This window comes from Stieleria maiorica (genome assembly GCF_008035925.1).
Classification (GTDB): domain Bacteria; phylum Planctomycetota; class Planctomycetia; order Pirellulales; family Pirellulaceae; genus Stieleria; species Stieleria maiorica.
In genome coordinates, this window is sequence record NZ_CP036264.1 from 5,450,309 (window position 1) to 5,464,245 (window position 13,937).

General features: G+C 58.5%; 7 protein-coding genes. 6 read left to right on the forward strand and 1 reads right to left on the reverse strand.

Annotated elements, in window-relative coordinates; all coding sequences use genetic code 11:
* The first annotated feature begins 299 nt into the window (after positions 1–299).
* The 6 genes from Mal15_RS18530 to Mal15_RS18555 all read left to right on the forward strand — a co-directional run bounded on the left by Mal15_RS18530 (position 300) and on the right by Mal15_RS18555 (position 11,256).
* Entirely contained in the window at positions 300–1,709 is a 1,410-nt protein-coding gene (locus Mal15_RS18530; protein ID WP_199773679.1) for a DUF1501 domain-containing protein, read from the forward strand.
* A 126-nt stretch (positions 1,710–1,835) separates the two neighbouring features.
* Entirely contained in the window at positions 1,836–4,514 is a 2,679-nt protein-coding gene (locus Mal15_RS18535; RefSeq protein ID WP_147869138.1) for an FAD-dependent oxidoreductase, read from the forward strand.
* Positions 4,515–4,575: 61 nt separating this feature from the next.
* A complete protein-coding gene (locus Mal15_RS18540; RefSeq protein ID WP_147869139.1) occupies positions 4,576–6,123 on the forward strand; it encodes a sulfatase-like hydrolase/transferase in 1,548 nt (515 codons plus the stop codon).
* Positions 6,124–6,468: 345 nt separating this feature from the next.
* A complete protein-coding gene (locus Mal15_RS18545; protein WP_147869140.1) occupies positions 6,469–8,418 on the forward strand; it encodes a DUF1588 domain-containing protein in 1,950 nt (649 codons plus the stop codon).
* A 4-nt stretch (positions 8,419–8,422) separates the two neighbouring features.
* The gene (locus tag Mal15_RS18550; protein ID WP_233902873.1) at positions 8,423–9,805 is read left to right on the forward strand and encodes a DUF1552 domain-containing protein; all 1,383 of its coding nucleotides are present in this window, start codon (positions 8,423–8,425) and stop codon (positions 9,803–9,805) included.
* A gap of 869 nt (positions 9,806–10,674) precedes the next feature.
* On the forward strand, positions 10,675–11,256 hold the full coding sequence (locus Mal15_RS18555; protein WP_147869141.1) for a hypothetical protein: 582 nt from the start codon (positions 10,675–10,677) through the stop codon (positions 11,254–11,256).
* A gap of 367 nt (positions 11,257–11,623) precedes the next feature.
* Here Mal15_RS18555 and Mal15_RS18560 read toward each other — a convergent pair whose 3' ends face one another.
* Complete coding sequence (locus Mal15_RS18560; RefSeq protein WP_147869142.1) at positions 11,624–13,927, reverse strand: efflux RND transporter permease subunit; 2,304 nt, start codon at positions 13,925–13,927, stop codon at positions 11,624–11,626.
* Between the last annotated feature and the right edge of the window lie 10 nt (positions 13,928–13,937).

Consider the following 13,937-nt stretch of genomic DNA (forward strand, 5'->3'; position numbering starts at 1 on the left):
CGGCTGAGGATCGCCCCCGAAAAGTCGGTCGCGTCCCACCGTAAAACAGCCCCAATTCGTATCGATACTGCATCTGCCCGTCGCTCGGCGTCGTCCTCCAGGTTGAAGTGCCATGTCCCTCTGGTCACCCTGTCCCTCTGGTCACCCACAAGTCTCAAAGTACCGTGTCCCCGATGCGGTTGGCGATGACATGCCATGTCCCCGGGGGAGTGGTTTTGGGGGTGGGTTCGGCAGGGGGGCGTGGTTCGTGATAGGATGGATGGACGTTTGTTTGTGCCACCGCCGGGGGAGTCTCTGTCATGATGCGATTCGATTCGGGCCATCGGTTTGCCAATTGTACCGGTCTTCAACGCAGAAGTTTCCTCTGTGCCGGTGCCGCCGGGATCGCCGGACTAAGTCTTCCCGAACTCCTTGCCGCGGACGCTCGATCGGACAATGGGTCGTCACGCAAGTCGATCATCGTCGTGCACCTCGATGGTGGTCCGCCTCAAATGGACCTGATCGACCCCAAGCCGGACGCCCCGGCGGAACTGCGAAGCCCGTTCGCGCCGATCCCCACCAAGGTACCCGGAATCGGTCTGACCGAATTGATGCCTCGATCTGCATCGATCGCAGACAAACTGGTTTTTCTACGGTCCCTGATCGGGGCCGATGGCAAACACCATGCATTCCAATGCCAAAGCGGATACAAGGAAACCGTCCTGCAATCCATCGGCGGTCGGCCGGCACTCGGTTGCGTGGTCAATCACTTGATGGGCTCCCCACAAGATCGGGTGCCGAATTTCGTCGACCTGATGCAGGGCCGACCGCTGGTTCGCAATAGCGCCCGCCCCGGTTTCCTGGGCCCAAGTGTCAAACCCTTTCGGCCGGACATCTCGGATCGATTCCACCGCGAGCTGGAAGAAGGGATGAAGGGCGAATTGGCCAGACTGGGCGACGGGCACAAGACGGAACTCAAATTGATCGAATCTCTACCGGTCGACCGCATCGACGATCGCCTGGCACTACTGAAACGCCTGGATCAGTTCAATCGCTCGCTGGACGATTCGGGAGAGATGGACGCGATGGATCATTTCACAAGGCAGGCCTACACCATTTTGACGTCCGGCGAGTTCGCCGGCGCAATGGACTTGGACCAAGAGGATCCACGGGTGATCGAGCACTACACTCCAAAACAAACCGCCGATGGAACCCGGTCCTACACCAGCGAAGGCCCCGAGGCGGCACTGAAGTTTCTGCTGGCGCGACGTCTTGTGGAAGCCGGCGTGCGTGTGGTCAGCATTTCACTGAGTGACTTTGACACTCACGCGGACAACAACAAACGGATGCAACAGCTCGGCCCGCTGTTCGACTTTGCATTCCACGCCTTGGTGACCGATCTGGAATCGCGAGGCATGTTGAATGATGTCACCGTCTTGGCCTGGGGCGAGTTTGGACGAACGCCAAAGATCAACGACAAGGGCGGCAGAGATCACTGGCCACGGTTGTCGATGGGGATGATGGCCGGCGGCGGCATGCCGGGCGGCATCCTCCTGGGACAAACCGACAAGGTGGCCGGCGAAGCAACGGATCGTCCGGTCGACTATGCCGACGTCGTCGCAACTCTCTACCATCAGCTGGGCATCGATCCAGGACAGATGATTCACGATCGATCCGGTCGTCCCCATGTGTTGATGGATCACGGTGAAGTGATCCATGAGTTGGTTTAGAAACCATCAACATCAGGTAGGCTCGGCTTCTCGGCACGCGATTGCAGCGTCGACAGGCTGGATGCCAATCCCACTGCCCCATCACTCCCTCCTTGCTTTTCACGACTAGCCCCTGGTTCTTGTGGCATGCGTTTTGTCTTCGTCGTTTTACTTGGTCTGCTCGTTTTCACTCCCAAGGCAAAGTCGGCCGATGAGATTCGCGCCGACCTTTTGATCGTCGGTGGCACCGAATCGGGTTGGGCATCCGCCATCCAAGCGGCGCGTTTGGGCGTCCCCAGAATTGTAATTGTGCATGACGGCCGCTGGCTGGGCGGCCAATTCACCGAACAAGCACTCGCCTGTGTCGACGAGAACAAGGGCGTCGGCAAAGTCGGCTGGGGCGTGGACTGGCACCCGATGAAGCGTTCTTTTCACCGCTTCGGCCTGTTCAAAGAATTAATGGATCGCATCGAAGCCTTCAACACCGAAAAATACGGCTCCCCGATGCCGGGCAGGCCCCACCACGGGCCGTCGACCTTTCGGCCGGCAGAAGCAGAAGCGATTTTTCGCGAGATGCTTAATCCCTACCTCGCCAACGGGCAAGTCACCCTGATCACCGATCGCTATCCAGTCCGCGCCGACGTCGACCGATCGGCGTCGATCCCCGAATTGACAGGGCTTTGGTTCGCGCCGGTCGACAGCACCGTCGCGGACCTACACGTGCAAGCGAAACTCACCATCGACGCGTCGGACTGGGGAGATGCGATCCAGGTCTCCGGAGCCGCGTTTGAATATGGTCCGGACCCACCGTCGCGCTACGGCGAACCCAGTGCCCCAGAAAACGCGCCACCGAACGAGATGAACCCGATCACCTGGGCGATGATCGTTGCAGAATCAAACGATGAAACACCGATCGAGAAGCCGAAACGATTTGACGATCGAAACTACCCCCGCGCGACCCGATTCAGCTTGGATACCTATCGCGACTTGGATTGGGACGTCGACAACATCCACCTGGGCGCGATCAAACATTGGCCCGACGCTAAAGAGACCTCCAATCGGCAATTGACGGTCTATTCTGTTCGCCGAATCGTTGAGGGCCGAACCAGTCGTGACGGCAAAACGGCCATCCTGCTGAATTACATGAATGGCCAAGATTACCCGCTGGAACGGTTGCCGGCCCATGTCGCAGCAGCACTCGATGCTACCGAACCCGGCGCGTCGACCAAGAACATTGTGATCCTGTCGCGACCACAGCGTGAGATCATTTTTCGCGATGCCAAGCAGCATGCCCTCGGCGTGTTGTACCACCTGCAAAACTTCGTCCATGATCGAGCGGCCGATAAAACAAACTCCTTCCGTCGGTTTCATTTGAGTGACGAGTTCGGCACACCGGACCACCTGCCACCTAAGCCTTACATCCGCGAATCATTGCGTCTGAAAGCGATGTACATGATGCGCGAGCAAGACGGGCGCAATCGTGACGGAGCGACAAAGAACAAGGCGACGGAACGTTATGCAGCAGTGATGTATCCCGATGGGCTGTTTGCATGGCAGTTCCACTACGATTTTCACCGCACGGGGCGCACTTATTTGGTCAGCGAAAACATCGATGCCAACGCGAAACACAATCGCAGCGAAAACAAAGGACCATGGATCGATTACCACAAACCACTGCGGCACACGAATTTCTTAAGTGACCGCAGCGTGTTCCCGCTGCGAAGTCTCGTTCCCGAACAATTCAACGGCCTGCTCGGCGCCCAAGGCAACGTCGGTTTCAGCAGCATCGTCAGCGCCGCGATCCGATTGCATGACCAGCGGATTCACGTCGGACAAGCCGCCGGAGCGACCGCGGCGGTGGCCTTGCGTTCTGGCGTCACCCCGCGTCAAATCCCCTACGACCGCGAACTCTTGGAGTCCGTCCGCCACGCATTGTGCGGCGAAGTTGAGTCGTCGACTGCGATCCTGCTGTGGCCCTTCCGCGATTTGGAGCCCAGCCATCCGGCATTTGTGGCAATCAATCGTTTGGCCGCGTTGAGATTGCTTCCGCTGGGACTTCGCGATGTTGACTTTCGGCCCGACGATCCGGCCAGCCCGGAATGGATTGCCAAGGTCGTCGCCCGAAGTGACCAAACGCAGGGGCCGGCACAGTGGACCGGGGGCAGTCGCGGTGAGTTTTGTCGCTGGTGGTGGCCTCGCGTCGAACAACAAGGCTGGGAATCTTGGCAAATCCAAGATCACTCCACCGACGACGCGGATGGCGATGGGATTCCGGATCGCGACGACGCGCTGCTGTTCACGCCCAACACACCGATTCGGTTTGAAATTGAACGACGCGAGTTGCCGCCCGATCGAGATGGCGTTCCCCAACCGATCGACGATCTTGATCGCGCCATTGATTTCTGCGGCCCGAACGTCCGCCAAGCTGCAGGGTTCGTCGCCGACCGCGGGCAAGTTTTTCAGCGTGAACGTGGTTTCGGATGGACGCAAGACCATCAACAAAACCATCGCTCGCGAAATCGGATCGAAGGCCCGGGCGACACGTTCCTGTTTACCCGCTCCAGAGCACGCTGGGAATGTCTGCTGCCCAACGGAAATTACCGCCTCACCGTCTGTGTCGGCGATTCCGCACACGACCAGTCGTCGCAATCGGTTTCTTTCGAAGGACAGCCGTTGATCGACCAACACGACACCGCCGAGGGCGAATTCATCGAGGCAACCGGCGAGGTCGCGGTCCAGGACGGCGTATTGACGATGGACATCGGCTCCGGCATCGAGGGCTGCAATACCTGCGTTAACTGGCTGCAGATCCAAGGTCCTCTCTAGTTCAGGCTACAATCTGTCACCTGCGACTCCCACCCATTCTCTCTCCGAAACACGTTCAGCCATGAAAACGATCTTCACCTTGCTTTTCGCCGTGGCCACCTTTGTCGTCGTATCACCACCCTCCTACGCCGCCGATCAACCAAACATCATGGTTTTCTTGGTTGACGACATGGGAATGATGGACACGTCCGTCCCCTTTTTGACCGATGACGCGGGCAACCCCAAACGCTACCCGCTGAACGACTACTACCGCACCCCTGGCATGGAGCGATTGGCGGCCCAAGGCGTCCGATTCAACCAGTTCTATGCGATGAGCGTGTGTTCGCCGACGCGGGTGAGCATCATGACGGGCCAGAACGCGGCCCGACACCGAACCACCAACTGGATCAATCCGCGACAGGACAACCGCGGAACAAACGGCGCGCCGGATTGGAATTGGACGGGACTGAAAGAAGGCGATGTGACCCTGCCGGGCCTGTTGAGAGGACAGGGCTACACGACGATCCACGTCGGCAAGGGGCACTTTGGGCCGACCGGTTATGAAGGTGCCGAGCCCTTGAACCTGGGCTTTGATGTCAACGTTGCCGGAGCCGCATTTGGAGCCCCCGGCAGCTACTACGCGGAAAAGAACTACGGGGCGGCGACCAAGCGTGCCCACCATGCCGTTCCGGGTTTGGAACAGTATCACGGCAGTGACACGTTTTTAACCGAGGCGCTGACCATCGAGGCCAAGAAACGTGTGACCGAGACGGTGCAAGCGGACAAGCCGTTCTACCTGTACTTTTCCCACTACGCCGTCCACGCCCCGTTTGATTCCGATCCGCGTTTCGCCGACCACTACAAGGACTCCGGCAAACCCGCCAATGCTCAAGCGTTTGCCACGTTGATCGAAGGGATGGACAAATCGCTCGGTGACATGTTGGACCATTTCGAAGAACTGGGAGTCGCGGAAAACACACTGATCTTTTTCCTGGGAGACAACGGCAGCGATGCGCCGCTGGGACATCAGCATGCCGTCGCCTGTGCCGAACCGCTGCGTGGCAAGAAAGGCGCCCACTACGACGGCGGAATGCGAGTGCCACTGATCGCCGCTTGGGCCAAACGCAATCCCGACAACGTGCATCAGCAAACACTGAAGATCCGTGCCGGCGCGATCCAGCATCAAGTCGCATCGGTCGAAGACTTGTTCCCCACGTTGATGCAATTCACTGCCACAAAAGTGCCGCAAAACCACGTCGTCGATGGCTCTCCCCTGCAAGCGCTGTTGACCGGGGAACCCGATGCGAAGCGTCCACAACAGTTTTTGATGCACTATCCACACGGACCGCACCGCAGCAACTACTTCACCGTTTGGCGCGACGGCGATTGGAAAGTCATCTATCACGCGTTGCCGGAAACCAAGACAAGCGGCGGACACATTCAGTTCGCCGACGGTAACTATGAATTATTTAATTTGGCCGATGATCCGTTCGAATCCACCAATCTGGCGAAGTCCCGGCCGGAGGTGCTGAAGCAAATGATGCAGGGAATGATCGCCGCGCTCCAACAGCATGACGCGGTGTACCCGATCGACGATTCCGGCAACGCAGTGGTCCCGCAACTGCCATAGCGGCCAGCGGAAGGGCTGCGGTGTGCCCCGCGACGAATGTCAGTGCCTGGCGGCGTGAAATCCAAGCGAGGGGGTGTGGGGCGACGCCGTAATGGGTGGGATTTCGCTGAGGAAACTCTGGGGAGACTCAGCGGATAGTTGGAAGGGAAACCGACGTTCCGAATCGATTCGAGTATTCGTCAGCTTGAACGTCGTCTATAATTCGAGCCCCATCCTCAACGAAGAGCGAAACACGGGTGCTTCTGGAATTCCCTGGAGCCCCCGATCCCCTAGGATCCCAATCGTCCCCCCGTGGCGAGCGGATCCGGCCAGCGAACTCGCCCTTGCCCACCTCTAAATTTATATATGGCATTACAAATTGCCCATTACGTTCGCGCGCCGCTTGCGGTGTTCGCACTCGCTTTGAGTGGAATGACGACACTCGGAGATGAAGCTGCCGCCGAAAATTCGGACACCAAAGACTCGGTTGAATTTACCGAACGAAATGCGATCGAGTTTGTTCACACGTATTGCATCGATTGTCACATGGGGGAGGACGCAGAGTCGGGATTGGACCTGGAAGGGTTCGATTCCTCCGAAAAAGTCACCAGTGCGATCGAAGCCTGGAACCGAATTGCGACGCGCGTTCATGAAGGCCAAATGCCTCCGCAAGAATACGACACGCCCGAGCCGGAAACCCGGGCCGCGTTTGTCGCTTGGATTCGCAGTACGATCTACCAAGCGGTCTGCGACGACGGCGTATCCCCGGGCGGCCCGATGCTGCGACGTCTCAATCGGACCGAATACGCCAATACCGTACGCGATCTGCTGGGGATCCCGATCAATGCGGGTCACGCGCTGCCAGACGACGGCGCCGGCGGCGAGGGATTTGACAACGCAGCCGAAACGCTGTTCATCTCCCCGATCTACGCAGAGAAGTACCTTGACGCCGCACGTTCAGCGATCGGTCATGCACTGAAAGATCCGGACGATCGAAAACGCATTATCACGTCGATGCCGCGCGAGAAACGCTCGCCGGAACAAGCCGCTCGTGAGGTGCTTGCCGGATTTCTGCCCAAAGCGTTTCGGCGGCCGGTCAGCGACGAGGAAATCGACGAGTACGCTGAGGTGTTCAACCAGGTCTTTCAGGAAGACGAGTCCTATTCCAGTGCGATCGAGTTCGCGTTGGTCGCTGCGATGGTATCGCCAAAGTTTCTGTTCTTGTACGAACAGCCGGCCGAGTCCAATGAACCGACGCCGGTGTCCCATTATGAAATGGCATCGAGGTTGTCGTATTTTCTGTGGGCGTCGATGCCGGATACAGAACTGTTGCGTTTGGCGGCGGAAGAAAAGTTGCACGACGAAGTAGTCCTCACGCAGCAGGTCGCGCGGATGCTGCGCAGCGACGTCGATCGCCGGGGGTTGCGGCGTGGTGCGAAGGTCCGTGAGTTTGCGACCAGTTTCGTCGAGCAATGGCTCGGCACTCGGGCGCTCGGACGTGAATTCAAACCCGACAAATCGGTCGCCGAACGTTACGATTCTGAGCTGGAAGGCGGGATGAAGTACGAGCCGATCTTCTTTTTCGAAGACTTGCTGGCCGACAACCGATCGCTGTTGAACCTGATCGATTCCGATTTTACTTACGTCAACCGAACGCTCGCCCGTCACTACAAGGTGAAAGGTGAGTTTCGTGAACAACCCAAGAAGGTGGAACTGAGTGAGAAGGATCGCCGCGGCGGGTTGTTGGGCATGAGCGCCGTCTTGGCCGTTTCCTCCTTCCCACACCGAACCAGCCCGGTGCTGCGAGGCAAGTGGGTTTTGGAAACGCTGTTGGGCACGCCTCCGCCACCGGCTCCCCCCAATGTGCCGGAACTTGAGGAACACGGCGACGCGGCTAACCCCACATCACTGCGGGAACGGCTGGAACTGCACCGATCCGATCCCGTCTGTGCGTCCTGTCACCAGGCGATGGATCCGTTGGGTTTTGGGCTGGAGAACTATGACGTGCTCGGTCGGTGGCGAACCGAAGCCGATGGAGTCGCAATCGATGCCAGCGGACAACTGCCCAGTGGCGAGACCTTTGACGGGCCGGAAGAGCTGAAGGGGCTATTGATGGAGCGGAAGGAACAATTCATCCGCAACCTGACGTCAAAGATGCTCGGCTATGCCCTGGCACGGGGGCTGACCAACGAAGATGCATGCGTGGTCGAGTCGATTTCGCGAACATTGGCCGAAGACGACTACAAAGCCCAAACGTTGATTTTGGAAATCGTCAAAAGCATTCCGTTTCGATACAAACAAGGTTCCAAGGATTAATCACGTGAACGTTTACCTAGACGACGATTCAAATCGCCAATTGCCGTTGTCGCGGCGAACGCTGCTGCGTGGCGCCGGGGCGGCGCTGGCGTTGCCTTGGCTCGAAGCGATGATGCCGCGAGCGGTGTCCGCCGAAGAATCTGAGGGCAAAGCGCCGGAGGATGCGCCGTTGCGAATGGCCGCCTTGTTCGTTCCCAACGGCGTTCGGCAGGACATGTGGACGCCGGAAAAAACGGGAGCGGACTTTGAGCTCTCGCCGACATTGGAACCGTTGTCCGATGTGAAAGACCAGCTACTGGTGTTAACCAATTTGTGGAACCAGGCCAGCAATTTCGGTGACGGACACTATGTGAAATGTTCCGGATTTCTGACCTGCACGACGATTAACAAGTCGCTCGGCATCGATCTGAACTGCAACGGGCGCTCGATGGACCAGGTGGCGGCCGACTATTCGGGCAAATTCACACCACTGCCGTCGTTGGAGCTCGGCATCGATCCGGTCACGACCGGTGTCGACACCAACGTCGGCTACACGCGTGTTTATGGCTCGCACATCGCCTGGAGCGGTCCGACCAGTCCACTTGCGCGGGAACTGAATCCGCACCTGGTCTTTGACCGATTATTTCGCGCTGGTAACCCTCAAAAGGGAGCGGCTCAGCGAGATCGATTGCTGTTGGATCGGGTGCTAGAAGATGCCAACGAGCTGAAACACCGGCTCGGTGCATCGGACCGACAGCGGATGGACGAATACCTGCAATCGGTTCGGTCGGTCGAGAAACGATTGCAGAATCAAGACGCCGGTGGTGCCAAGCAGTGGCAGCCATTGGTCAAACTTGATCGCAAGAACCGTCCTCCGGAGGAACGGCCTGACGAGTACGTCGAGCAAGTGCGGTTGATGTTGGACATGATCGCGCTGGCGTTCCAAACCGACACCACACGCGTGTGCACGTTCATGTTCGGCAATGCCGTCAGCGGGCGGAACTTCTCGTTCTTGGACGGGGTCTCCGGCGGGCACCACGACACTTCTCACCACCAAAACAACGAAGAAAAGCTGCGGCAGTACCAGCTGATCAATCGTTGGCACGTCGAGCAGTATGCCTACCTGCTCGGGAAACTTCGCGCGATGAAAGAGCGCGAAGGGACGGTGCTGGACAATTCAATGATTCTGTATGGATCCGGATTGCGTGACGGCAACAGCCACAACCCACACAACCTGCCGATCTTATTGGGCGGCAGCGGTGGCGGCCGCATCGCCACCGGCCAGCACCTGTCCTTCGGCCGTGACACACCGCTAGCAAACCTGTACGCCGCCATGCTCAACGCCTTCGGAACCGGCCAAGAAAAATTCGCCGACAGCACAGGCATTCTGCCCGGTGTGCTCAGCTAACCGCCGAGTACAACTCCGTCGGGGACATCAACTTCACCGGGGACAAACTTCACCGGGGACATGGCACGAAGAATCTCCGGTCGGGGACATCTCCGGTCGGGGACATGGCACGAATGGACCTCCGGCAATCGGTTGCTAGCATCGCTTGGATGCTGTCAACAGATCATGCCATGTCCCCGAGTGTATTTTCCCCAGGTGGGTTTCGTGCGACCTGTTGCCAGCATCAATGGTTGCTGTCAATTGATCGTGCCATGTCCCCGTTGGCCCTCACAATGTCCCCGTTGGCCCTCACAAACGGGAACACGCAACGATCCCCTCGGCGTTCCCCGCCGGGGACAGATTCCCGCCGGGGACAAGATTCCCGCCGGGGACAAGATTCCCGCCGGGGACAAGATTCCCGCCGGGGACATGGCACGAATGTGAAGCGACAACTCGTGTGCTAGCATTTCGGATCCGCGACCAGACAATAGTGCCGTGTCCCCGTTGGGCTGAACGCTATTGCTCAAGGTGCGTGCTAGCATTGCCAATCCACCGCCCAGCGAGAGTGCCGTGTCCCGAGCATAGTTTTTCGCCGCGCCTATTTTTCTGACGTTGAGCAGTGGCCGCCTGTCCAGACACATAACACGAATGGACCGTGACAGTACGCGCGCCAGCATTATTGCTCCGCCGCCAGATCGTGGTGCCATGTCCCCGAGCATTGCCATGTCCCCGAGCATTGCCATGTCCCCGAGCATTGCCTTGCCATGTCCCCGAGCATTGCCTTATTGCTCCGCCGCCAGATCGTGGTGCCATGTCCCCGAGCATTGCCTATGTCCCCGAGCATTGTCTGTGCCCGAGCATTGTCTGTTGACGTCTGACAGGAACCGAAAATGACCGAGCAACAGTGGGAGACGACTGATGACGCTATTCTGATGATCGGCTACATCTGGGGTGTCACAAACGATTCGCGATCGCCCCTGCCAAAGCTCAGTCGGGGCATGAACCGCAGTCATCACCCGAGTGTCGAGCTGCATCGATATTATCTTGCCTGTTGCCGATCCATTTGGCCCCTGCTTCCCCAAAAAGCCAGTCGGCGGGGCATTGAGCTCGCCGAACTGTGGGTTGATGGAAAGGTGTCAAATGTTGAACTGAATAAATTCAACTACTACGTTGAAGGTGCCGCATTCAACATTGACTACAACACCGAACCGGACAGCATCGAAAAATGGATCGCGGACGTCCGTGCCAATGATTCGTATCGTCACCTGCTACACCCGCCGGCGGCTGCCGACCGCCTGGCCCCCCGAGAGATACTGAAACGTGCCGCGTACTTTGCTGATTACGCGATGGTTTACCCGAGTTTAAGACCTGAAGGTCCTCCGCCGGAAACGTATCGGCCCTTCTTGTCTGCTGAACTCCTGCGCAGGTTTGTTGCATTTGATGACATTTCAAATTCCCAGGCAGGATCGTAAGCAGCGGAAATCGCCAACCTTTTCGCGACGCGGGCCCTCTCTGGCGGTTGCTTGCAGCGCAAACGCCGTCTCTCCCAGACGGAGAGAAGCCAAATTGGTTGCAAATGCTGCTGCCATACCATTGACGTCCCGAGCAGGGTGGGGAGTCGCCTGAAGGGACCGTCCAGCTTAAGGCGATGCTTTTCTTGGGGTACAATGCCCTTCCGGGCCGTCGCCCGTAGGGCTCTGCGCGACGACCTAGAAAGGACGTCGTACACCCGCCGCCCCCCTCTTAAACAAGCGGTCAGATTTGCAGGATTTGTCGCCTTTCGCCTCTGCCCTAAGCTGGACGGTCCCTGAAGGCTAGACACCAACGTTTGTGCGTGCATTATCGGCGGCGGGACTTGGCGTATCGGCTGAGCATGGCGGGTAGCAGCAACACGTCGGCGAACAGTGCGGTGGCCAGGGTCAGACAGCCCATGATGCCGAAGATGCGGGCGTCGCGGGAATCGCCAGCGATCGCGGAGGCCAATCCCGCAACCAAGACGATCGTCGTCATCAACAACGCCGAACCGACGCCGGTGAACGCGCGGCGGATCACGTCCTCGTGCTCTCCTCCCTGCTTCATCTCTTCTTGATACCGCGTCAAAAAGTGAATCGTGTCGTCGACCGCGATCCCAACACAGATCGTGAACACGCACACGGTGACCATCTCCAAGTGCTGGCCGCTGAAAACCAACATCGCCGCCGTTGCGGCCAGCGGAAACAGATTGGGGATGATCGAGATCAATCCGATCCGGACGGAGCGGTACACGATCGTCAACACCAACCAGATCACCACGCTGGCCGTCCCCAAACTGGTCGCAAGGTCAGTGACGATTTGATAAATGTTGCTCCAACGCCAAACCGCGTGCCCTTCCAAGATCAACTCAAAATCGGGATGTCGATCGGCGATCGATTCCAACCCTTTTTCGATCCGCTGGAAGGTATCGTTGTACGCGGCAATCCCCAAATCCTGGACGCGAAACTGAACGGAGGCGAAGCGGCGTTCGGGAACGTAGAACGCGCGTTTGAGTGACGGCGGTAACAATTCCAACAGCGTCATCCGCTCCTTCGCGTCGCCTTCTCCGGGGAGCGCCGCGAGCAATTGCCCCAGCCCCAACGGATTACCGATCAGCGGTTCACCAGCAAGCAACGTGTCAACTTCGCCCAGGACGTCCAACAACTCGCCGTCATCCGAATCGCCATACCAACGAACGTCGACGGTGCTGAACTCCAATCCGCCGAGCGCGCGGTCCAAGTGCCGCAGCGCCTGTGCTGCCTCCCCCGATTCACTCAACCCGCTGTAACGCTTCTCGTCAGGCTGCAATTGCAAGGAAATCAGTGCGAGTGCGAGCGTGACCGCGATTGCGACCCGAGCGACGGCACGGTCGCGACGGAGCACCCAATCGACCAGCGGCCCGATCCGTCGCAATTGCCCATCGACCAAACTCTTGCCCAATCCGACATGCAGCCGTCGCCCCAGAGGTGATCGGCATCCCAGCGGAATCACAGTCAGTACACTGATGAACGTCATGGCGACACCGACCACGCAGCACATCCCGAAATCGCGTACGATCTCGTGGTGAGCCCCTAACAATGACAAAAACCCGATCGCCGTGGTCGTGCTGGTTAACAGACAAGCCATGCCGACGCGCGAGACGCCTCGGCGAGCCGCCTCGTTGACTTCGAGCCCGCTGGCGCGTTGCTGGCGGATCTCGACCATCAAATGCACCGAATCGGTCAGACCGACCAGACTGACCAGAACCGGAACAATAATGTCGTTGAATGGATTGTCTTGCAGGTCCAAGTAGTGCAGCATCCCGGTCGTCCACAGCACGCCGACGGCCGGCGCGACCGCGACGATCACCACCGCCGAGAATCCGCGAAACAGAATCACCGCCGAAAGCAACATGATCGAATAGCCGATCAATTGGTACTTGGTCGAATCGGTGACGTGGTTGTTGGCCATCATCAGGTGCAGCGGGACCGGTCCGGTCAATTGAAACCTCAACGACGCACCGGGAACTTGCGACGCGATCGATTCGGCACGCTGGCGAATCTCGGTGGTGACCGCATCGTCGCTGGTGACAAAGAACCAATCGATCCCCAGGTGCATCAATACCGTTCGCCCATCACCGGAGATCAACTGCCCGACGGCCAACGGATTCTCCAACACCCGACTTCTCGCCTCGTCCAATTGACGCTGCGAGGCGTTGTCGCTTGGCAGCAGCGTTCCCGAGAGTCCGAACAAGTTGAAACTGGGAACGCTATCCAGCCACATCACGTCGTCGATCTGCGGCATCTCCTGCAGCCCCTCGGCGACCCGGCGCAGCGCACGCAGGTTTGGCCCGGAAAAGAAATCCGCATCACTGGAAGGACCGATCGTTGCGACCAGGATGCATTGCCCCCCGCCGACCTGAAACGGCTGGACGTTCTCCGGGACTCGACCACCGTCGGGATAGTCCATGTTGCGGCGATTGCGATCCCGACCGGAACGGGTCGACGCATTTGATTGGTCCGTTTGCTCCAGACGCTCGGGGATCCAATCGGTGATCAACGAGGGATTGGTAAATCCGATTGTCGCCAGCGTCGACATGACGATGAACACGGCAATCTGGGCGAGCGGGTGATCGGCCCACCAGAAAAACAATCGCGAGCTC

What these genes read in the sequence shown, in the direction of transcription:
- Mal15_RS18530 (WP_199773679.1), top strand. Translation starts at nt 300, where the DNA reads ATGATGCGATTCGATTCGGGCCATCGGTTTGCCAATTGTACCGGTCTT.
- Mal15_RS18535 (WP_147869138.1), top strand. Translation starts at nt 1,836, where the DNA reads ATGCGTTTTGTCTTCGTCGTTTTACTTGGTCTGCTCGTTTTCACTCCC.
- Mal15_RS18540 (WP_147869139.1), top strand. Translation starts at nt 4,576, where the DNA reads ATGAAAACGATCTTCACCTTGCTTTTCGCCGTGGCCACCTTTGTCGTC.
- Mal15_RS18545 (WP_147869140.1), top strand. Translation starts at nt 6,469, where the DNA reads ATGGCATTACAAATTGCCCATTACGTTCGCGCGCCGCTTGCGGTGTTC.
- Mal15_RS18555 (WP_147869141.1), top strand. Translation starts at nt 10,675, where the DNA reads ATGACCGAGCAACAGTGGGAGACGACTGATGACGCTATTCTGATGATC.